The organism is Umezawaea sp. (assembly GCF_036375055.1).
Taxonomy (GTDB): Bacteria; Actinomycetota; Actinomycetes; order Mycobacteriales; family Pseudonocardiaceae; genus Umezawaea.
This window is the reverse complement of sequence record NZ_DASUSQ010000120.1, coordinates 1-20,246: the sequence shown is the minus strand read 5'-3', so window position 1 is coordinate 20,246 and position 20,246 is coordinate 1. Positions and strand designations below refer to the sequence as shown.

Below are 20,246 nucleotides of genomic sequence, written 5' to 3'. Positions count from 1 at the left end.
GTGACCGCACCAGGTCACGGGTCCAGGACGGTCAGCGTGCCGCGGTCGGCGTCGAGTTCGACCGGCACGCCCAGCGGGATGGTGAGCTGGCCGGGGCAGTGGCCGAACCCGAGGTCGCCGACGACGGGGACGCCGAGCGGGGCCAGGCGGTCGCGGACGAGGTGCTCGACCTGGCCGCAGCGGTGCCAGGAGCCGAGGGCGACGCCGGTGGCGGTGTCGAACCAGCCCGCGCGCAGCAGCGCGGTGAGCAGGCGGTCGAGCCGGTAGGTGTCCTCGTCGACGTCCTCCAGCAGGACGACGCCGCCGCGGGGCGACCGCTCGTCCAGCAGGGTGAGCGTGCCGCCGGTGGTCGTGCCCCGCGCGGTGCCGGGGACGACGGTGGTGGCGCGGGGTCCGGTGAGGACGGTCGGCGGGTCGAACAGGGCCCGGCGCAGGTTCTCCTGCGCCACGACGTCGTGCACGAACGCCGCCGTGGCGACCATGGGCCCGAACAGCGTCACCAGGCCGGTCGACGCGAACGCCGCGTGCAGGGCCGTGGTGTCGCTGGACCCGACGAAGTGCGTGGGCCGCTCCGGCGCGGTCCAGTCGACGTGGTCGAGCAGGCGCTGGCTGCCGTAGCCGCCGCGCGCGCTGAGGACGGCGGCCACGTCGGGGTCGTGCCAGGCCTCGGAGAGGTCGCGGGCGCGGTCGGCGTCGTGCCCGGCCAGGTACGGCAGCTCGGGGTGCACGTCGAGCACGTGGGGCGCGGTGCGGACGTCGAGCCCCCACGTGCGCAGGACCGCGGTGCCCGCCGCGAGGAGTCCGGGGTGGACGGGGCCCGCGGGGGCGACCACGGTGACCCGGTCGCCCGGCCGCAGCGGTGGGGGACGGGTCACCCGCGCAGCCCCAGCACCGGGACACCGGGCGGGGTGAAGCCGAAGACCTGGCCGTAGAAGGAGAGTTCGGCCTCCGCGGCGGCGGCGATCGTCTCCGCCCTGCGGAAGCCGTGCTGCTCGCCCTCGAAGGTCAGGTAGGCGTGCGGGACGCCGGTGCCGTCGAGGGCCGCGGCGAACCGGTCGGCCTGGTCGGGCGGGCAGATCTCGTCCTCCAGGCCCTGGAGCAGGAGCACGGGCCCGGCGAGCTGGTCGACGTGGTTGGCGGGCGAGCGGTCGGCGTAGCGCTGGGCGGCGGCCGGGAGCGCGCCGACGAGCCCCTCGACGTAGCGGGACTCGAAGTCGTGGGTCTCGCCGCCCTCGCCGGTCCAGCCGTGCAGGTCGAGGATGGGGAAGGCGATCATCGCGCACCGGTAGGTCTTCACGGTGGTCATGGACGCCGCCGCCGTCCAGCCCCCGGCGCTGCCGCCGCGGATGGCCAGCCGGTCCGGGTCGGCCGTGCCCTCGTCGGCGAGCGCCTGGGCCACGAGCGCGCAGTCGTGCACGTCGACGACGCCCCACTGCTCGCGGAGGCGTTCGCGGAACGCCCTGCCGTAGCCGGTGGACCCGCCGTAGTTGACGGAGACGACGCCGATGCCGCGGCTGGTGAAGTAGGCGAGGTCCAGGTCGAGGTTCCCGACGGCGCGGCTGGTGGGCCCGCCGTGGACGTGCACCAGGTAGGGCGGCTTCTCCCCGTCCGGCACCGCGTGGTCGGGGTTGTGCGGCGGGTAGACGTAGGCGGGGACGTCCTGGCCATCGGGCCCGGTGAAGACGCGTTCCACGGGGGTCGGCAGGTAGGCCGGGTCGACGGCGGCCTCGCCGCCGGTGAGGCGGGTCAGCTCGCCGTTGGACAGGTCCAGCGACACCAGCGCCGTCTCGTCGTGGGGACCGGACGCGCCGTCGTAGACGACCCCCTCGTGCACGTTGAGCTGCGACGACCAGATCGGCAGGTCGGTGTCGACGTCGGTGACCGTGCCGGTGCGCTCGTCGAGCACGGCGAGGCTGGTGCCGCGCAGGACCGCGTAGCGGCCGGGGTTGATGACGGCGAAGTACCGGTGGCCGAGGCGCCACATCGGACCGCCGATCTCGGCGGCCACGGGCGCGAGGTTCTTGCGGGACCCGTCGACGCCGATCCGGTGCAGGTTCCACCAGCCGTCGGGATCGGTGAGCGCGAGCAGCGAGTGGTCGGTGTCCCACTCGATCTGGCACACGGACTCGTCGGGCCCGCCCGCGAGGACGACGTGGTCGCCGCTCCCGACGGGCGCCAGGCACAGCTCGGTGCCGTCCCACGGCATGGCGGGGTGGTTCCAGCCGAGCCACGCGTAGTGGCGGCCGTCGGGGCTCAGCCGGGGACCCGACATGAAGTGGTGGCTCGCGGCGAGCACCCGCACGGGGCCGCCGTCGATCGGGATGGCGACCAGGTCGCGCCGCACGTCGGTGCGCGCGTCGCCGGTGACGGTCTCGCGGACGGCCCACACCTCGGCGTCGTCCGGCCCGGCGGTCAGGTCGGAGTAGCGCAGCCCGTGGTGGCGCTCCGGCTCCGGGGTGAGGGGCGTCGGCGCGGGGTCCTCGGGGTCGAACAGGTAGACGCGCTGGTCGTTCCAGTGGGTGAAGGCGACGCGGGTCCCGTGCGCGGTGGCGAGCACGACGAACGGCCTGCCGCCGTACTCGTGGACGCGGTTGCGCGCGTTCCACGGGAGCGGCAGGAGGTCCACGCCGTCGCGCACCAGACCGACCCGGCCGCCCTCCTCGGGACGGCTGGTCGCCCACCACACCCGGCCCCGGTGCGTGTCGACCCACTGGAGCCCGCCGCCCGCGCGGGCGACCTCCGCGGAGCCGATGGGGGATGTCCAGGTTCCGCACGCCGCGATCTTCGCCACGGCTGGGACCCTATACGCGGAGGGTGGTCCTCAGCGACGAGGAGATCGCCGGGGCAGCCGCGCCCGCGCGGGCGGTGTGGCTTAGGGTTGGGAAGTCATGGCACGCGTCATTCACGTATTCCGTCAGCCCGACCGGTTCGTCGCCGGCACAGTCGGGCAACCAGGCGACCGCATGTTCTACCTGCAGGCCTCCGAGGACGCCCGCATGGTCAGCGTCGCGCTGGAGAAGCAACAGGTCTCGGTCCTCGCCGAGCGCATCTCGTCGCTGCTGGAGGAGGTGCACCGCCGGTTCGGCGCGGACGTCCCCGAGGACACCCCACCCGACCTGCGGGACACCGAACCGCTGACGGCGCCGGTGGAGGAGGAGTTCAAGGTCGGCACGATGGGCCTGGGCTGGGACGCGGAGTCCAGCGCGGTCGTCATCGAGCTGCTGGCGATCACCGAGGACGAGGTCGACGAGGCCGTGGTCCTCGACGACACCGAGGAGGGGCCGGACGCGGTCCGGGTGTTCCTGTCGCCCTCGGAGGCCCGCGCGTTCGCCGAGCGGGCGGACCGGGTGGTCAACGCGGGCCGCAAGCCGTGTCCGCTGTGCTCGGAGCCCTTGGACCCGGACGGCCACGTGTGTCCGCGGCAGAACGGCTACCGGCGCACCGAGGAGAGCTGAGCGCCGACGTGCTGCCCGGTGACGACGGTGTGCTGGATCTGTTGACCCGCGGCCGGATCGAGGTCGAGGGCAGGCTGGTCGACGCGTCGAACGCGACGCTGTTCTGCGGCATCTCGCTGGACGGCGTCTCGGCGAAGTGCGTGTACAAGCCGGTGCGGGGCGAGCGCCCCCTGTGGGACTTCCCGAACGGGACGCTCGCGGGCCGCGAGGTCTCGACGTACCTGGTCTCGGAGGCCTCGGGGTTCGGCGTGGTGCCCCCGACGGTGCTGCGCCCTGGGCCGTTCGGCAGCGGCATGGTGCAGCTGTGGGTGGAGACCGCCGAGCAGGACCTGGTCGACATCGTGGCGGAGGAGGAGGTGCCGCCGGGGTGGAAGGCGGTGCTGCACGCCCACGACCGCTACGGCGACCCGGCGGTGCTGGTGCACGCCGACCACGAGCGGATGCGGCTGATGGCGGCGTTCGACGTGGTGGTGAACAACGCCGACCGCAAGGGCGGGCACGTGCTGCACGCCGTGGACGGCTCGGTGTACGGGGTGGACCACGGGATCTGCCTGCACACCGAGGACAAGCTGCGCACGGTCCTGTGGGGCTGGTTGGGCGAACCCCTGCCGCCGGAGGCGCTGGAGGGGCTGCGGCGGTTGCGCTCGGCCCTGGACGGGCCGGTGGGCGAGGAGCTGCACGACCACCTGACGCGCGGCGAGGTGCGGGCGCTGGTGGAGCGGACGGAGAAGCTGGCGGTGGCGGGTGTGTACCCGGAGCCGTCGTCGGACTGGCCGTCGATCCCGTGGCCCGCGTTCTGAGAGACCCCGGTCCTCGGTGGCCGGTTCGTCCGCCTTCGTGGTCGGCGGTGGGGTTCGGCGACTGTCCACGAGCGACTCGCGCCCCCACCGGAACGATCTCCGACCAGCCTCGCGAGGTCTGGTCCACTGTCCCGGCGGTCGTGCTCCCACCCGAGGTCGCAGCGCGCCCACCTGCGGAAACCATCTCCCTGTCGACTCGTGGGGCTGGAGGGTCTTACGTGGCGTTAACGCGGACGTGTCAGTTCACCAGTGGCTTTGACGCCCCTCTTCGCGGTCTACTTGCGCCGTGAACGACGTCGTCGAGCTGCGCGAGGTGACCGAGTCGGACGTACTCGCGTTCTTCGAGCACCAACGTGACCCCGAGTCGACCTGGATGGCGGCGTTCACCGCCGAGGACCCCACGGACCGCGTGGCGTTCCTGCTGAAGTGGACGCGGATCCTGACCGACGACACGAGCGTGGCGCGCACCGTGCTGTTCAACGGCTACGTGGTCGGGCACGTGCTCGCGTTCGTCGAGTTCGGCGCGCCCGAGGTGTCGTACTGGATCGACCCGCGCTACTGGGGCATGGGGCTCGCGTCGGCGGCGCTGCGGCTGTTCCTCGACGAGGTGGTGACCCGGCCGCTGTACGCGCGCGCGGCCAAGGACAACTACGGGGCGCTGCGGGTGCTGGAGAAGTGCGGGTTCCTCGTCGTGGGCGAGGACGAGGGCTTCGCCGAGGGGCGCGGCGAAGAGGTCGAGGAGTTCATCCTCCGCCTGGAGTGATCCCGGTGCCATCCTGGCCACATGAGGATCGCGATCCAGACAGCCGCCCGCGCGGGTGGCCGCCGAGGCGAGCGCGGGACTCGTGGCGGATCCGGCGTCGTCGGGTGAGGAGCACACGATGCTCGTCGCCGGTGACGGGCTCGTGTCGGGACTGGTGGGGGAGTTGGGGTGGCACGACGTGATCGACCTCGGAGACCTGTCGGGGACCAGGGGGACGGGAGTGGTCCCGCCGCCGTGGTCGCGGCGGTTCGGGACACGGGCGACGGAGAGGTCCTGCCCGACGGTGGCCCGTTGAGCACCGACCGCCTGGTGTCGCGGTTCGGGCCAGGAGTGGTGGCGTGGGTGGACGCCCTGCCCGCGAGGATCGACCGGCTGGCCCGCCGGTGGAACCTCGCCGTGGTGCGACCGCTGGTGGGGAACACCTCGCACACCCTGTACTGCCACAGGCGTGGTACCACACCTGTGGTGCTCAAGCTGGTGCCCGAGCTCGACCTGGTCGCCGAGGAGCACGCGGCACTGGCGGCCTGGTCGGGGTCGCCGTCGGTGGTGCGGGTGCTGGAGGTCGACCTCGGCGAGGGGGCGCTGCTGCTGGAGCACCTGGAGCCGGGCACACCCGTGCGCGGCGCGGACGGCGGACGCGTGGCCGACCTGCTCGCGGGACTCCGAAGACCCGCGCCGGAGGGCTTCCGGCCGCTGGCCGACCGCGTGGACCTCATGTTCTCGCTGCTGCAACGCCGCACACCGGGCTACTACGACCGCGCCCACTCCGCCGCGCTGGCACTGGCGGACGACCGGGTGCCGCCCGCGCTGCTGCACGGCGACCTGCACCCGGACAACGTCCTGGACGCGGGCCCGCGCGGGCTGGTGGCGATCGACCCCCGGCCGTGCGTCGGCGACCCGGCGTTCGACGCGGTCGACTTCGCCTTCGACGGCGGAGACCCGTACGCCCGCGCGGAGGAGCTGTCCGCGGTGGTGGACCCGGAGCGGCTGCTGGCGTGGTGCCGGGCCCTGTCGGTGTTCTCCCCGGCGTGGCGGCGCATCATCCAACCGGGTGAGCGCTAGCGTCGCTGGCCGTGCGATCCGAGGACTACGGCCGTGACGTGCTGGCCAACCGCAAGCGCAAGACCGTTCCCGAGCTGACCGCCGACCCCGGCCTCGTGGTGGAGGACCCCGTGACGGGGTTCTGCGGCGCGGTCGTGCGGTTCGAGTACGGCAACGTGGTGCTGGAGGACCGGCACGGGCGGGAGAAGCTGTTCGCGCTGCGCCCGGCCGGGTTCCTCGTCGACGGGAAACCCGTCACGCTGACCAGGCCCCTGCCGTCGACCTCGGCCGGGCCCCCGGCGCGCTCGGCGTCGGGCTCGGTGCGCGTGGAGGGGCTGCGGGCCCGCACCGCCCGCGACAGCCGCATCTGGGTCGAGGGCCTCCACGACGCCGAGCTGGTGGAACGGGTGTGGGGCCACGACCTGCGGGTCGAGGGCGTCGTCGTGGAGCCGCTGGACGGCGTGGACGTGCTCGCCGACCGGATCGCCGAGTTCGGCACAGCCCCGCACCGCCGCCTGGGCGTGCTGGTCGACCACCTCGTGGCGGGCAGCAAGGAGACCCGCCTGGTGTCGGCGGTCCGCGACGAGAACGTGCTGGTCACCGGCCACCCCTACGTGGACGTGTGGCAGGCGGTGAAGCCGTCGTCGGTCGGCATCGAGGCGTGGCCGGTGGTGCCGCGCGGGACGCCGTGGAAGGAGGGCGTGTGCGCCGCCCTCGGCTGGGGCGAGTCCTACCAGGGGTGGGCGCGGGTGCTGGCCGGGGTCCACGGGTTCCGCGACCTGGAAACGCCCCTGATCGGCGCGGTGGAGCGGCTGATCGACTTCGTGACCGCGCCGGAGGGGTGAACCCGGGCCGGGTGATCCGCACTGGTGCGGGACGGTGAATCGCCGCGAGATCACCGTCGCTCGTCGCCCGGTGGTGTAAGTATGTGGCCATGGCCGCCCTCATCTGGCTGATCATCGGTGCTCTGCTGGTCGGCGCCGAAGTCCTCTCGGGCGACTTCGTGCTGCTCATGCTGGGGCTTGCGGCTCTCGGTGGAGCGGGCGCGGCGGCGCTGGGAGCCGGTGCCGTTCTCAGCGCTGTGGTGTTCGCCGTCGCCTCGATCCTGCTGATCGCGGGCGCCAGGCCGATGCTCAAGCGGCGGTTGGAGATCGGGCAGGGCCTCAAGAGCAACGTCGAGGCCCTGATCGGCATCCGCGCCGTCGTGGTGGACCGGGTCGACGGCCACGGCGGGCGGATCAAGCTGCACGGCGAGATCTGGTCCGCGCGGTCGCTGGACCACCGCGTGCTCGAACCGGGCACGGAAGTAACAGTTTTCGAGATCTCGGGCGCGACCGCAGTGGTACTCGCCGAGTCCTGAGTGGAGGCTGGAGAGTTGACCACCCTTGTCGTCATAGCCGTCATCGTCCTGTTCGTGCTGATCGTCGCCGCGAAGTCCGTCCTGGTGATCCCCCAGGCGACCGCCGCGGTCATCGAGCGGCTCGGCCGCTACCGCAACACCGCGGCTCCAGGCCTGAACATCCTGGTGCCGTTCATCGACCGGGTCCGCGCCCGCATCGACCTGCGCGAGCAGGTCGTGTCCTTCCCGCCGCAGCCGGTGATCACCCAGGACAACCTGACCGTGTCCATCGACACCGTCGTGTACTTCCAGGTGACCGAGCCGCGCGCCGCGGTGTACGAGATCTCCAACTACATCGTCGGTGTCGAGCAGCTCGCCACGACGACGCTGCGCAACGTGGTCGGCGGCATGAGCCTGGAGGAGACGCTGACGTCCCGCGACTCCATCAACAACCAGCTGCGAGGCGTGCTCGACGAGGCCACCGGCCGGTGGGGCATCCGCGTCGCCCGCGTCGAGCTGAAGGCGATCGACCCGCCTCCCTCCATCCAGGACTCGATGGAGAAGCAGATGCGCGCCGACCGCGAGAAGCGCGCCATGATCCTCACCGCCGAGGGCCAGCGCGAAGCGGCGATCAAGTCGGCCGAGGGCCAGAAGCAGGCGGCGATCCTGTCCGCCGAGGGCGGCAAGCAGGCCGCGATCCTCAACGCCGAGGCCGAGCGGCAGTCCGCGATCCTGCGCGCCCAGGGCGAGCGCGCCGCCCGCTACCTCCAGGCGCAGGGCCAGGCGAAGGCGATCGAGAAGGTGTTCGCCGCGATCAAGGCGGGCAAGCCGACGCCGGAGGTGCTGGCCTACCAGTACCTCCAGACGCTGCCTCAGATGGCGCAGGGCGACGCGAACAAGGTCTGGATGATCCCGTCGGACTTCGGCAAGGCCCTGGAGGGGTTCGCCCGCTCGCTGGGCAAGCAGGGCGACGACGGCGTGTTCCGCTACGAGCCGCCCGCCGACGAGGCCCCGGCGGCCAAGCCGGAGGAGAACGACGAGTCGATCGCCGCGTGGTTCGACACCGCGCCCGACCCGCACGTCCTGGAGGCGGTCCGGGCCGCGGAGGCCGTGGCGCGCCAGGAGGTGCCCGGTCCGCTGAGCACCGGCCGCCCCGCGCCCGCCGTGGCGCCGTCCGAGGCGCGCCCGGAGATCGAGGGCGAGCGCCAGCCCACGACGCCGCGGTCGTTGCAGCAGCCGCGGGAGTAGCCGCCGTTATCACCTGAGCGACGCGGCCCCGTGTGGTCTTCCACACGGGGCCGTCGCACGTTCGGGTGAAAGGATGTCCGGATGCACTCCCTCCCGGCCGCGGTCGTCTCCGCCCTGACCGCCCCCGAACGGTGGGACGACCTGGTGTCGGCCGTCGCCGACTTCGACCACGAGGTCCGCGCCACCCCCACCGCCGAGCACGTCGAGATCGCCGCCCACCTCGTCGAGGTCCTCTCCACACCGCCGCACGCCGACCTCGCCGACCGCGCGCTCGGCACGCACGCCGCGGCCTGCGCCGCGTGGTCACCCGACCCGGACGCGCTCGTCGACTGGCTGCTGCGGCTGCAACTGGACTTCCCCGAAGCGCCGGAGGTGCGGCTCGACGACTACGCCGACGCCCTCGACGAGCACGGCCTGCGCCTCTACCGGGAGCGGGTCGTGACCCAGTTCGACGCCCTCCCGGTGATCGGCTTCGGCGAGACGGGCCGCTACGACCGCACCCGGTGGGCGCTGCTGCGGATCATGGAGGAGCTGGCCGAGCACACCGGCGACGTGGACCTCCAGGTGATGGTGCTCGCGAAGGACCTGTCCTCGGGCTGGCACTACCTCCAGGTCGCCACCGTCCTCCAGGACGCGGGCCGCTCCGAGGAGGCGATCGGCTGGGTGCACCGCGGCCTGGACGCCACCGGCGGACGCGGTGCCGCCGCCCGGCTCGTGGACCTCGCCGTCGCGGAGTACCTGCGGCTGGGCCGGCCGCACGACGCCGAGGCACTGCGCCGGACGACCAACCCCGCCTCCTGACCGGGCGCGGTCCCTCGCGGTCACGGCAGCACGCCGACCGGCCCCACCGTCAGCAGGCTCTCGCCCCGCGGCGGGGTGCCGCACGTGCGGGTCGCCCCCTCCAGGAACAGCGCCGCCGTCTCGCCCGGCGGGTAGATCCGCAGCCCGCGGACGTCCACCGGCCCGCACTCGGCCTCGTCGAAGGCACCGGGGTTGGTGATCAGCAGGAACGTCGCCACCGCCGCGCCGGGCGCCAGCGTCACGAGCTGCGGGGCCGCCGCGTTGCGGCGCGCGGGCTCACCGACCTGGGTGCCGTCGTTCCCGGTCACGAACGACACGCCGGGGAACCCGTCGAGCGTGCACGAGCGGGTGCCCTTGTTGGTGAGCGTGAACGTCGCGTCGGCCTTCTGCATGCCGCTCTCCCCCTGGCTGGGGCCCGCCGACACCGCGAGTTCGGCCGACGCGCACGCGCCCGCGTCCCTCTCGGCCCCCGACGCGGGCGTCGAGGTCGGCGCCGGGCTCCCGCTCGCCGCGGGCGCGCTCGCCGCCGTCGTCGGGGTGATCGCGACGGCGGACGGCTGGGCGCCCGTCGACGACTCGGACTGGGCACCGCACGCGGTGAGCAGCGCGGCCCCGGCGCAGGCCGTGACGGTCGCGGTGATGAGTGTGCGCATCCTGGACCTCCCTCTGGTTCACCCCTCGGGCTACCCAGGACGCACCGCGTGATCACACCTCGCTCACCGACGACACCCGGACGTGGTGTGGTCGGCGGTCACCTCGGCGATCACGTGACGGGCGTTCGCGGCCAGCGCGGGGTTGCTGAGCCGGTAGTACGGGAGTTGCAGGAGCGCCACCGACAGCGCCCACCCCCGACCGCGGGCCCACTGGGCGGCGTCCACGTCGAGCGCGGTCCGCAGCGCGGCGCGCGCGTCGCCCACCAGCAGGTTCCACGCGACGATCAGGTCGCACGCCGGGTCCCCGACCCCCACCCCGGACCAGTCGACCACCGCCGACAGCACCCCGTCCGAGGCGACGAGGTTGCCCGGCGAGAGGTCGCCGTGCGCCCACACCGGCGGCCCGTCCCACTCCGGGGCCTCCAGGGCGGCCTCCCACGCGTCCGTGACCAGATCGGTGTCGACCAGGCCGGTCAGCGACCGGATCGCGTCGCGGGTCGCCCCGTCCCGCGACGCCAGCGGCACACCCCGGCCGTTGGCGGGAGCACCCGTGGTGTCGACCGCGCGCAGGGCGGTGATGAACCCGGCGATCCCGTCCACCAGCGGACCCGCGGTGCGCGACGCGGGGTTGGTGCCGGGCAGCCACCGGTAGACCGACCACGGCCACGGGTAGCCGTGCGCGGCGTGCCCGAGGCCGACGGGCTCGGGGATGGCGACCGGCAGCAGCGGGGCCAGCCTCGGCAGCCACCGGTGCTCGCGCGCCACGGCGTCCACCGCCCACCCGACGCGCGGCAGCCGCACCACGAGGTCGTCACCCAGGCGGAACACCGCGTTGTCGGTGCCCGTGGACGCGACCGGCGTGACGGGCAGGCCCGCCCACAGCGGGAACCGGGTGGCGACCAGGGCGCGCACCAGCGCGCTGTCGACGGGCACCTCGTCGGCGTGCATCAGCGGGGGCATGCCGCCAGCGTCGGGGACCGGTCGGGCGCGCGGCAACCGGGTTTCAGGCGAACGCGGGCGGCAGCCGGTCCGCCCACGGCCGGGCCCGCTCCAGCTGGCCCGCGACCGACAGCACCGTGCACTCGTCGTGCGGGCGGGCGACGAGCTGCACCGCCAGCGGCAGCCCACCACTGGTGTGACCCGCGGGAACGGCCGCGGCCGGGTTGCCCGTGACGTTCCACAGGGGCAGGAACGTCGTCATCCGCGCCGCCGCGAGCAGCGCCCGGATCGTGGACCAGCGCGACCACTCGCCGATCCGCAGCGGCGGACGCGTCAGCACCGGGGTCAGCAGCAGGTCGCAGTCCGCGAAGATCCGGTTGGCGTGCCCGGTGAGGCGGTCGCCCTGCTCGACGACCTTGCGCACCAGCCCGGCGGGCAGCCGTCGACCCAGCGCGGCGACCTGCCGCGTCCGGTGGTCCAGCCGCGAGGGCTGCTCCACGTCGGCCATGCCGAGGGCGGCGCAGTGCAGGTAGCGGGCGGCGAACGCGGTCGACCCGGCGACGTCGGCGAACTCCGGGTCGGTGCGCACCACGTCGTGGCCGAGGTCGCCGAGCAGGCTCGCGGTGTCCAGGACGACGTCGCGGACCTCCTGCGAGAGCGGGATCCCCGGCCCCCACGGGCGCAGCGACACCGCGATCCGCAACCGGCCCGGATCGGCCGTCGCCGCGGCGGTGAAGCTCGTCCGGGGCGGGCGGGCCGGACCGTTGGGGTCGGCGATCTGGTCGGCGATCAGCGCCCAGTCCCGCACGTGCCTGGTCAGCGGTCCGGCCGCGACCAACCCGGTCCACACCTGCTCGTCGGGGGCCAGCGACACGCGACCGCGCTGCGGCTTGAGGCCGAACAGCCCCGTGCTCGCCGCCGGGATGCGGATCGACCCGGCGCCGTCGGTGCCGATCGCACCGCCGACGAACCCCGCCGCCACCGCCGCGGCCGACCCGCCGCTGGAACCGCCGGGGGAGTGGTCGTGCGACCACGGGTTGCGCGTCACCCCGGCCCACGAGCTCTCCGTGTACGGCCACAGGCCCAGCTCCGGCATCCGCGTGCGACCCACGACGACCGCGCCCGCCCGGCGCAGCCGCGCCACGACCTCGGAGTCCTCGGCGGCGGGCGTGCCCACGGCGTCGGTGCCCCTCGTGGTGGGCAGACCGGCCACGGCCAGGTCCTCCTTCACCGCGATCGGCACCCCCAGCAGCGGCGCGTCCCCACCGGCCGCGCGCGTCGCGTCGGCGGCGTCGGCCTCGGCCAGCGCCGCCGCGTCGAACACCACCCGGAACGCGTTCAGCTCCCGGTCGTGGAGGTGGATGCGGCGCAGGCACTCGGCGACCAGCTCGCGGGACGTCAGTTCGCCCGAACGCAGCAGTTCGGCCTGGCGAGCGGCCCCGGCGAAGCACGCCTCGGTGAGGTCCATGCCGAAACCCTAGTGCGGGAACCGATCTCCACCGGGCATTTTCGGATCGGGGACCTGCGGGCGGCCGCGTCAGGTGCCCGCGCCCCACCTCCGCCGGCCGCCCGCCGAGGACACCCGCAGCGCGATGAACGCGAGCGGGAACACCGGCCAGGGGAACGGGACCGGGGAGACCACCCACAGCACCACCAGCAGCAGCACCGCCACGGGCACGAACGCCCGCACCGGAGGCCGCCGCCCGCGCGGAGCCGGTGGCGCGGGCAGGTCGGCGGTGAGCGGCGGCAGCTCGTGGCGGAACCGGGCGCCGTAGGCCAGCGCCTGGCGCTCCTCCACCTCGGCCAGCGTGAGCGTGCCGTCGCCGACCGCCGAGGTCAGCCGGGCGACCACCCGCTCCCGATCGGCGTCCGACGCGCGCACCGGGCTCGGTTCGACGCTCATGGCTTCCCCTCCTGGACGGTCGGCGTGCGCCCTCCATCCTCACCGCGGCGCGCGCCGCGCGCGTCGGTCGGGAAGCGGTGATCACGGGTACGCCCCACGACGTACCCACCCCTGATCGTGGATGATGCGGAGCATGTCCTCGACCTGGCTCACCGTGCTGTTCTTCGGCGTGGTGGCGCTCGTGATCGCCGTCCGCCACTACCGCCAGGGCCAGGCCGACGCCCTGCTCGACGACCACGCCCGCAGGCGCACCAGCGGCGAGGCCGAGAAGCACCTGTCGACCTGGCGCGACGCCCACCGCAGGCTCCGCGACGGCGACGTGGAGGGCCTGCGGGCCCTGGAGGCCATCGGCCAGGACCGGTCGCGGCTTCGGCAGGACATCGTGACCTCCATCTGCGCGGGCCTGCGCGGCGGCGTCGACCACGGCGTGGACGCCGAGTGGCGGCTCACCCTCCAGGACGCGCTCGTGCGGCACCTGCGGCCCGGCCCCGACTTCTGGGCCGGGATGAGCCTGCGCTTCGACGGCGCGACCCTCGTCGACCTCGACCTGCGCGGCTGCCGCGTCCGCGCGGCGCGGTTCGCCCGCGCCGAACTGCTCGGCACCAGCCGCTTCGACGCCGTCACGGTGACCGGTGACGCCGAGTTCGACGGCGCCCGCTTCGGCCGCCTGGTCCGCTTCGACGACGCCCTGTTCGCCCGCTCCGCGTCCTTCCGAGGCACCCGCTTCACCGGCAACGCCTCCTTCGACGGGATGCGCGTCACCGCCGAGGCCACGTTCAGCCACTCCCGCTTCTCCGGCCGCGCGGTGTTCAGCCGCGCGGAGTTCGCCGACACCGCCGGGTTCCGCCGCGTCCGCTTCGGCGGCCGGGCGTACTTCACCGGCACGGTGTTCGGCAAGGACGCCCACTTCGACCACACCTGGTTCCGCGGCCGCACCGACGTCACCGACGCCCTGTTCGCCGACGACGCCAGCTTCGACGGCACCCTGTTCGGCCGCCGCGTCCCCCCGCTCCCCGCCGAACCCGGCCCCGTCTAGGACGGTTCGTCCAGTCTGGACGTAGAGTCCGGGCATGCGAGATCCGCGCGTCCTCAGGTGGGAACCGGTGTGCCGGGCCGTCACGCTGCTGCTGGGCCCGTACGCCGAGGTCGTCCTCCACGACCCCGCCACGGACCGCGTCCTGGAGGTCTGGAACCCCCTGACCGCCCGCGCCCCCGGCGACCCGTCCGCGCTGGGCGACCTCGACCGGCTGGACCCGTCCGCCGACGACGTCTACGGCCCCTACGAGAAGCTCCTGGCCGACGGCCGCCGCCTGTCCTCGGTCAGCGCGGTCCTGCGGGACGACGACGGCACCCCCTCAGCGGTCCTGTGCGTCAACCTCGACCGCACCCCCCTGGAACGCGCGGCGGCGGTCCTCTCCGCCTTCGGCGCCCCCACCACCCCACCACCAGAGCCCCTGTTCGACACCGACTGGTCGCACCGCATAGCCCACGTGATCGGCGCCCACGTCCGCTCCACCGGCCGCCCGGTGGACCGCATGACCCGCCAGGACCGCCTGGCAGTACTCCGCACCCTGGACGAGGCCCACGTCTTCACCGTCCGCCGCGCCACCCCGGTCGTAGCAGAGGCCCTGCGAATCTCCCGCTCCACCGTCTACGGCCTGCTCACCGAACTACGCACAAACCCCTGACCCACCCCACCCACCCGCGTCCCACTAGCTGTCCACCAGCCCACCCGTCCGCTACCGCCCCCGGTGCCTGTTCGCTCGCCTGCCCGCTGTCCACCGGCTCACCCGTCCACTGCCGACCTCTCCCTTCCTGTCCGCCCACTACCAACCCCCGCTGCCTGTTCGCCTGCCCACTCGTTTCCCACTCGCTCACCCATGTCCACTCACCCGTGCCCGCCCCTGCGCCTGTTCGCCTGCCTGCCCGCTGCCCGCTGCCCGCTGCCCGCTGCCCGCTGCCCGCTGCCCGCTGCCCGCTGCCCGCTGCCCGCTGCTCGACTGCTCCCCGCTCGCCTGCCCGACCGCCCTCTTCTTTCCTCTTCCCTCATTCCCGGCCGCCTTCCCACCCTTTCCACCCTTCCCACCCGCTTCCCGCCCTCCGCACCCGCTTCCCGCCCTCCGCACCCACCCCCACCCCTACGCCGACGTCCGATTCCGCCGCGTCCGGCGATGCTCCGACACGTGCACCCGGTTCGAGCACCGCGTGGAGCAGAACCGCCGACGCCCGTTGCGCGAGGTGTCCACGTACACCACCCCGCACCCCTCCCGATCGCACCGCCCCACCCGATCGGGGTCCTGGCAGAACGCGTGCGCCAGCCCCGACGCCGTGTAGGCCTTCACCCGCGCCACCGTCGGCCCCTCCTCGCGGGCGAAGTGCAGGTGCGGCTCCCGACCGTCGTGCACGGAGATGTAGGGCTGCGTCGACGACTCCGCCAGCAGCTCGTTGAGCGCGGCCACCCGGTCCACGGTCCCGGCGAACACCGCCTCCAGCCGCCGAGCCCACGCCATCAGCTCGGCCGCGCCCGCCGCGTCGAAGCTCCCCGCGTGGCGGTAGTCGTGCGCGCGCAGCAGCGCGAGCAGCTCGTCGGGGGACTGGTCGGGGTCGGCGTTGACCAGCGAGACCGCGAGTTCGGCCGCCAGCCCACCGTAAGGGTTGAAATGCACTGAACCATGACAGCACGCTGGGGGAGTGAACACCAGATGCCCGTCCTGCGGCTGGCCCGTGACCGACCCCACCGCCCCCGCCTCCACGCACCGCAGCGCTGCGGGTCAGGTCCGCTACCAGCGGTGCGTGTGCGGCGGCTGGCTGGTGCTCCAGGGCGGCCTGATCGTGACCGCCGTGGGTGCTTCACGGTCCACCCCGGCGCTGCGCTCACCCGAAGGAACCAGTATCGTCCGAAATTGTGACGCTCCGTCGTGAACTGCTGTGCGATACGGCCATCTCAGTGCTGGCCAACGAAGGCGGCCGGGGTCTCACCCACCGTGCGGTCGACCGAGGGGCGGGCGTGCCCCTCGGCACCACCAAGAACTACTTCCCCACCAGGGAAGCCCTCCTCCAGGCCGCCGCGAACCGGATGACCGAACTGCACGTCGCCGCCGTCCACCGGCTCCGCGACACCACCCCCGCCGACGTGACCGCCACCGACGTCGCCGAGCTGTACCCGGCGCTGCTGCGCCGCGCGGTCGCCGAAGACCCGACGCACGTCCTCGCCATGGTCGAGCTGTACCTGGAGGCCGTGCGCAGGCCCGGCGTGCGCGCGGCGCTGAGCCGCATGGCCGTGGCCAACGCCGAGGCCAGCGCCGAACTCCACCAGACCGCCGGACTGCCCAGCACCACCCGCGACACCGGCCTGCTCGACGCCTACTTCCTCGGCGTCGCGATCTCGCTGCTCGCGCTCCCCGAGGACGCGCTGCACGAGGTCGGCCTCGCCGACCCGTACGCCCTCGGCCTCGGCCTGTTCTCCGCGGCCGTGCCGCGCGCCGCGACCGGGAAACCCGGCGCTCAGGCCACCGGCACGAGCTGATCGACGCTCGTCACGACCAGCGCGGTCGGGATCGCGGGCTCCTTGCCGCAACTGGTCGGCCGCGCGGGCGGCAGCCTCCGCGCCGCCACACCGACCTCCCACTCGCGGCCGTCGTCGTGCCGCACCAGCACCGTCCACGCCGTCTCGTCCCGCCGCCGCTCCGGCTCCACCCGCAGCACGTCACCGACCTCTCCGGTCCGCGCCCGCACCGCGACCTCCGCGACCTGCCCCGCCTTCGACCAGTACGACCGCCCCCGGCAGCGCTCCACCACCACGTCCCGCGCGACCAGCAGCGCGTCGGCGAAGTCGGTGTCCAACCCCCCGTAGAGGTATCCCGAGGGCAGCAGCACCCCGGTGGGGGAGAACCGGTGACCACCGGTGTGGGTGCACTCCCACACCGCGTCACCGTGCCGCGCGACCAGGTCCGCCACGATCGGCCGCCCGTACAGCGCGCAGCACACGTCACGGCGGCCGTTGGTGCACACCAGCAGCAGCGGCCCCGCCTCCGGCGTGCCGAACCCGGTCGACCGCCCCTCCCCGAGCGCGGCGAAGTCCAGCTCCAGCAACTCCTCCGGCTCGGTCAGCTCCGCCCGTTCCAGCCACGACGAGCCGGGCGCGCAACTGGCCAGGAAGACGCGGCGACGCTGCGGCAGGTGCCGGTCGGCGTGCTTGCCCGGCCGACGGATCAGCAGCACCCGCACCCCGGTCCCGGTCGACCGGCGGATCAGCTCCGCACCCAGCTCCGGGTCGAGGTGGCTCTCCAGCAGCGCGTCCGGACCCCACGGCCCCGGCTGCTCCAGGCACACCCACGCCTTCGCCGTGGCGGCCGTCCCGGACCGGGGCTCGTCGAGGGCCGCGGAGAACGCGGAGCAGAGCGGCTCGATCACAGCCACAGATTGCCCGAACAGGGCTGAACGGGTGAAGCCGGGGCGGCGTTCGCTGATCGGTGACGCATCCACGCCGGATACCCACCCCACCGGAACCCACCCCTGGTTTCTCTAGGCTCACCGCATGAATCCCGTCACCGTGGTGACCGGTGGGAGCCGCGGCATCGGCGCCGCCACCGTCCGCACCCTCGCCGCCCGAGGCCACCACGTCGCCATCGGCTACCGCCAAGCCCTCGACGAGGCCGACGCGCTGGCGCGCGACATCCGCGCCGACGGCGGCCAGGCCGTCGCCGTCCGCGTGGACACCACCTCACCGCGGGACGTCGACGAACTGTTCGACACCGCGGCCAGCGTCCTGGGCCCGATCACCGGCCTGGTCAACAACGCGGGCGCCACCAGCCCCGCCGGCCCACTGGCCGACCTGCGCGTCGAAGACCTCCGCCACGTCCTCGACGTCAACCTCCTGGGCGTCCTCCTCTGCGCCCGCAGGGCCGCCCGCGACCTCACCGAGGGCGGCGCCGTCGTCAACGTCTCGTCAGCCGCCGCAACCCTGGGCAGCCCCAACGAGTACGTCCACTACGCCGCCGCGAAAGCAGGCGTGGACGCCCTCACCATCGGCCTCGCCAAAGAACTGGGCCCGCGCGGCATCCGCGTCAACTGCGTGGCACCGGGCACCGTCCGCACCGACATCCACGCCGTCTCGGGCATCCCCGACCGCCCCGATCGAATGGCCGCGGTGATCCCCCTGCGCCGCGCGGGCGAGCCGGACGACATCGCCAACGCCATAGCCTGGCTGCTGAGCCCGGAAGCGGCCTTCACCACCGGTGCCGTACTACGAGTGGCAGGCGGTCTCTAACCCCTCCACGACCGCCTCCGCCTCCCCGTTTCCTTTCCCCTTTCCTTCCCACTTCCCCTTTCCCGCCCCACTCGATCCCGAACCGACGCACCTTTCCACCAGCACTACCATCACCCCATGGCGAGATCCCCACTGACCGAACCCGAACACCAGGGGGCGCTTCCCCGAGCCCGACCCGCGCTCGCCCGCACACCGCCACCCCGATGACCGCTTAGGTGGACCACACGAGGTTCGTGCTGGACAACACCCGGCCCCAACTGGTTCCGCTGGTGCCGGAAGTGATCCTGCACGGAGCGGACGACGTCATCTCCCTCTGGGAGGCCACGGCGAAGGACGACCCACCGTTCTGGGCGTTCCCGTGGGCGGGCGGCCAAGCCCTGGCCCGCTACGTCCTGGACCACCCCGAGGTGGTCATCGGCCGCCACGTCCTGGACCTGGCCTCCGGTTCGGGCCTGGTGGCCATCGCCGCCCGCCTGGCCGGAGCAGCGATGGCCACGGCGAACGACATCGACCCCCTCGCCACCGCCGCCATCCCCCTCAACGCGGCCCTCAACGGCGTCACGATCACCACGGCGAACACGGACCTCCTGGGAGGAGAACCGAACGCCTACGACGTGGTCCTGGCGGGCGACGTCTTCTACGACCGGGGCATGGCCAACCGAGTCCTGCCGTTCCTCCGGGCAGCCACCGGACGAGGCGCGGCGGTCCTCGTGGGGGACCCCCAACGAGCCCACCTGCCCCGCGCGGAATTCACCGTTCTCGCCTCCTACGACGTACCCGTTCATTCCGCCCTGGAGAGCGAGCAGACCAAACGCACCACGATCCTGCGCCCGAAGTGAGGCTGGTGTCGATCTTCCCCACCCGTTCGTGCCACACTTTCACCCAGGACTGAAGGGAAAAAGGTGCCGATCGGATCCATGCGAGCCACCGCCGTAGTGGCCGCCGCTGTAGCGCTGCTGCTGGCAGTGATCAGCAACGCCCTGTGGGAACCACGGGAACTCCCGGCCGCGGCAGGCACGACACCCCAGCCTGCCCCCACGGCACCCGCGAGCCAGGAGCAGAAGGAGCAGAAGGCCAAGGACCCCCAAGCGGTCAAGGCAGAACTCCTGCGCTCCTGCGGAAACCCCGAACTGGACCCAGCCAACTTCACTCTCGGAGCCCTCATCGACGACGGCCAGGGCCACAAGATCGTCGTCGCGAGCTCACCAGAGGTGATCGCCATGTGCGGTGTGCACCCGCTGGGCTCAGGCTCAGGCGTGGGCCCGCTGACGGAGCGGGGTTTGCGCAACGTGGGTCGGGTGTTGGTGGGTGGGGGTGGTGTGGATGCTGATACCGGGTTTCTGGGTTATGGCCGGACGTTGCCGCAGGTGGCGCGGATAGAGATGTTCCTGCCGGGTGGTCGTCCGGTCCTGGCCGACACCGCGGCGGAGACCTTCGCTTATTTCGTGCCGTTGCCGCGGGATCGGGTATCGGGGTTGACGGTGCGGGTGTTCGACGGGGCGGGTGTGGTGTTGTACAGCGGTCCGCTGTGACGGTGGCGCGGTCGCACCCCGGTTGCGGTCGACGGTCACCCCTGGGTTACCCCACGCGATTCACGATCTCTTCTTCCGCCGTGATCACTGACCCGCCCCCGGCCCATCACTGATCTGGCCGCTGGCCGGGTCGGTGGGGTGGTGTGGGTGGTTGGTGGGTGCGGGGTTGTTCCAGGCTGTGATGCAGCGCGGTGAGCAGATCGGATCCCGGTGATCCCGGCGGTGGCGATCCCGATCCCGGTGGTGGCGATTCCGGTGGTGGGTTGTCGTGGTCGGTCTTGGTGGTCATGGAGTTGATCACCATCACAGCAGCGTGGATCTCCCGCTGTCCCGCGCGGGATCCGGTGGGTAAAGTGAATCCGGGATCACGGATGTCCTCCGCCCACAGCAGGGTGTGCAGGACCAGCAGGTCACCGCGGGGGCGTATCACCGCCAGGGTCTCCCGCCGGTGCGGGGTGAGGGTCACCGTCTCCCGCCGGTGCGGGGTGAGGGTCACCACCGCT

25 protein-coding genes are annotated in these 20,246 nt (G+C 73.3%); 15 read left to right on the top strand and 10 right to left on the bottom strand.

Going from position 1 to position 20,246, the window contains the following annotated elements; translation table 11 throughout:
- Positions 1-14 precede the first annotated feature (14 nt).
- Positions 15-875, bottom strand: a complete 861-nt coding sequence (locus VFZ92_RS30150) for an LD-carboxypeptidase (protein ID WP_330879462.1) — start codon at positions 873-875, stop codon at positions 15-17.
- The gene (locus tag VFZ92_RS30145; protein ID WP_330879461.1) at positions 872-2,791 is read right to left on the bottom strand and encodes a S9 family peptidase; all 1,920 of its coding nucleotides are present in this window, start codon (positions 2,789-2,791) and stop codon (positions 872-874) included. The genes VFZ92_RS30150 and VFZ92_RS30145 overlap by 4 nt, the downstream gene beginning before the upstream one ends.
- 97 nt (positions 2,792-2,888) lie before the next feature.
- Here VFZ92_RS30145 and VFZ92_RS30140 point away from each other — a divergent pair, with 97 nt between their 5' ends.
- The 9 genes from VFZ92_RS30140 to VFZ92_RS30100 all read left to right on the top strand — a co-directional run bounded on the left by VFZ92_RS30140 (position 2,889) and on the right by VFZ92_RS30100 (position 9,447).
- Positions 2,889-3,455, top strand: coding sequence for a DUF3090 domain-containing protein (locus VFZ92_RS30140; RefSeq protein WP_259626024.1), 567 nt, complete (start codon positions 2,889-2,891; stop codon positions 3,453-3,455).
- 8 nt (positions 3,456-3,463) lie between these two features.
- The gene (locus VFZ92_RS30135) at positions 3,464-4,255 is read left to right on the top strand and encodes an SCO1664 family protein (protein WP_330879460.1); all 792 of its coding nucleotides are present in this window, start codon (positions 3,464-3,466) and stop codon (positions 4,253-4,255) included.
- Positions 4,256-4,541: 286 nt separating this feature from the next.
- Entirely contained in the window at positions 4,542-5,018 is a 477-nt protein-coding gene (locus tag VFZ92_RS30130) for a GNAT family N-acetyltransferase (protein ID WP_330879459.1), read from the top strand.
- A gap of 118 nt (positions 5,019-5,136) precedes the next feature.
- Complete coding sequence (locus VFZ92_RS30125) at positions 5,137-5,313, top strand: hypothetical protein (protein WP_330879458.1); 177 nt, start codon at positions 5,137-5,139, stop codon at positions 5,311-5,313.
- Entirely contained in the window at positions 5,310-6,080 is a 771-nt protein-coding gene (locus tag VFZ92_RS30120) for an aminoglycoside phosphotransferase family protein (RefSeq protein ID WP_330879457.1), read from the top strand. Before VFZ92_RS30125 ends, VFZ92_RS30120 begins: the two co-directional genes overlap by 4 nt.
- A gap of 11 nt (positions 6,081-6,091) precedes the next feature.
- Entirely contained in the window at positions 6,092-6,904 is an 813-nt protein-coding gene (locus VFZ92_RS30115) for a DUF3097 domain-containing protein (RefSeq protein ID WP_330879456.1), read from the top strand.
- 89 nt (positions 6,905-6,993) lie between these two features.
- Positions 6,994-7,419 carry an NfeD family protein gene (locus VFZ92_RS30110; RefSeq protein ID WP_330879455.1) on the top strand — a complete coding sequence of 142 codons (426 nt, stop codon included), beginning with the start codon at positions 6,994-6,996 and terminating at the stop codon, positions 7,417-7,419.
- Between the two features lie 15 nt (positions 7,420-7,434).
- A complete protein-coding gene (locus VFZ92_RS30105) occupies positions 7,435-8,646 on the top strand; it encodes an SPFH domain-containing protein (protein WP_330879454.1) in 1,212 nt (403 codons plus the stop codon).
- An 81-nt stretch (positions 8,647-8,727) separates the two neighbouring features.
- Positions 8,728-9,447: a hypothetical protein gene (locus VFZ92_RS30100; protein ID WP_330879453.1), complete on the top strand. Its 720-nt coding sequence runs from the start codon at positions 8,728-8,730 to the stop codon at positions 9,445-9,447.
- A gap of 20 nt (positions 9,448-9,467) precedes the next feature.
- Here VFZ92_RS30100 and VFZ92_RS30095 read toward each other — a convergent pair whose 3' ends face one another.
- The 4 genes from VFZ92_RS30095 to VFZ92_RS30080 form a co-directional block, all read right to left on the bottom strand.
- On the bottom strand, positions 9,468-10,100 hold the full coding sequence (locus VFZ92_RS30095) for a DUF4232 domain-containing protein (protein WP_330879452.1): 633 nt from the start codon (positions 10,098-10,100) through the stop codon (positions 9,468-9,470).
- Positions 10,101-10,163: 63 nt separating this feature from the next.
- Positions 10,164-11,060 carry an aminoglycoside phosphotransferase family protein gene (locus tag VFZ92_RS30090; protein ID WP_330879451.1) on the bottom strand — a complete coding sequence of 299 codons (897 nt, stop codon included), beginning with the start codon at positions 11,058-11,060 and terminating at the stop codon, positions 10,164-10,166.
- A gap of 43 nt (positions 11,061-11,103) precedes the next feature.
- Positions 11,104-12,507 (bottom strand): amidase, encoded by a 1,404-nt coding sequence (locus VFZ92_RS30085; RefSeq protein ID WP_330879450.1) that lies wholly within the window; start codon positions 12,505-12,507, stop codon positions 11,104-11,106.
- Positions 12,508-12,576: 69 nt separating this feature from the next.
- Entirely contained in the window at positions 12,577-12,942 is a 366-nt protein-coding gene (locus tag VFZ92_RS30080; RefSeq protein ID WP_330879449.1) for a DUF1707 domain-containing protein, read from the bottom strand.
- Between the two features lie 133 nt (positions 12,943-13,075).
- Between VFZ92_RS30080 and VFZ92_RS30075 the strand changes: the two genes are divergently transcribed.
- Together VFZ92_RS30075 and VFZ92_RS30070 are read left to right on the top strand one after the other, a co-directional pair.
- Entirely contained in the window at positions 13,076-13,978 is a 903-nt protein-coding gene (locus VFZ92_RS30075; protein ID WP_330879448.1) for a pentapeptide repeat-containing protein, read from the top strand.
- A gap of 34 nt (positions 13,979-14,012) precedes the next feature.
- Entirely contained in the window at positions 14,013-14,630 is a 618-nt protein-coding gene (locus VFZ92_RS30070; RefSeq protein WP_330879447.1) for a helix-turn-helix transcriptional regulator, read from the top strand.
- Positions 14,631-14,830: 200 nt separating this feature from the next.
- Here the strand turns inward: VFZ92_RS30070 and VFZ92_RS30065 are convergent, their stop codons facing one another.
- Together VFZ92_RS30065 and VFZ92_RS30060 are read right to left on the bottom strand one after the other, a co-directional pair.
- On the bottom strand, positions 14,831-14,992 hold the full coding sequence (locus tag VFZ92_RS30065) for a hypothetical protein (protein ID WP_330879446.1): 162 nt from the start codon (positions 14,990-14,992) through the stop codon (positions 14,831-14,833).
- An 88-nt stretch (positions 14,993-15,080) separates the two neighbouring features.
- Positions 15,081-15,608 carry a CGNR zinc finger domain-containing protein gene (locus VFZ92_RS30060; RefSeq protein WP_330879445.1) on the bottom strand — a complete coding sequence of 176 codons (528 nt, stop codon included), beginning with the start codon at positions 15,606-15,608 and terminating at the stop codon, positions 15,081-15,083.
- A 341-nt stretch (positions 15,609-15,949) separates the two neighbouring features.
- Here VFZ92_RS30060 and VFZ92_RS30055 point away from each other — a divergent pair, with 341 nt between their 5' ends.
- Positions 15,950-16,468, top strand: coding sequence for a TetR/AcrR family transcriptional regulator (locus VFZ92_RS30055; RefSeq protein WP_330879444.1), 519 nt, complete (start codon positions 15,950-15,952; stop codon positions 16,466-16,468).
- Here the strand turns inward: VFZ92_RS30055 and VFZ92_RS30050 are convergent.
- Positions 16,447-17,355 (bottom strand): sucrase ferredoxin, encoded by a 909-nt coding sequence (locus VFZ92_RS30050; RefSeq protein ID WP_330879443.1) that lies wholly within the window; start codon positions 17,353-17,355, stop codon positions 16,447-16,449. The two genes, VFZ92_RS30055 and VFZ92_RS30050, sit on opposite strands and share 22 nt — an antisense overlap.
- 124 nt (positions 17,356-17,479) lie before the next feature.
- Between VFZ92_RS30050 and VFZ92_RS30045 the strand changes: the two genes are divergently transcribed.
- The 3 genes from VFZ92_RS30045 to VFZ92_RS30035 all read left to right on the top strand — a co-directional run bounded on the left by VFZ92_RS30045 (position 17,480) and on the right by VFZ92_RS30035 (position 19,743).
- The gene (locus VFZ92_RS30045) at positions 17,480-18,211 is read left to right on the top strand and encodes an SDR family NAD(P)-dependent oxidoreductase (RefSeq protein WP_330879442.1); all 732 of its coding nucleotides are present in this window, start codon (positions 17,480-17,482) and stop codon (positions 18,209-18,211) included.
- A 215-nt stretch (positions 18,212-18,426) separates the two neighbouring features.
- Positions 18,427-19,050 (top strand): class I SAM-dependent methyltransferase, encoded by a 624-nt coding sequence (locus VFZ92_RS30040; protein WP_330879441.1) that lies wholly within the window; start codon positions 18,427-18,429, stop codon positions 19,048-19,050.
- 78 nt (positions 19,051-19,128) lie between these two features.
- Positions 19,129-19,743 carry a hypothetical protein gene (locus VFZ92_RS30035; RefSeq protein ID WP_330879440.1) on the top strand — a complete coding sequence of 205 codons (615 nt, stop codon included), beginning with the start codon at positions 19,129-19,131 and terminating at the stop codon, positions 19,741-19,743.
- Positions 19,744-19,849: 106 nt separating this feature from the next.
- On the opposite strand, the gene VFZ92_RS30030 is transcribed toward VFZ92_RS30035, so the two are convergent.
- Complete coding sequence (locus tag VFZ92_RS30030; RefSeq protein WP_330879439.1) at positions 19,850-20,209, bottom strand: hypothetical protein; 360 nt, start codon at positions 20,207-20,209, stop codon at positions 19,850-19,852.
- Between the last annotated feature and the right edge of the window lie 37 nt (positions 20,210-20,246).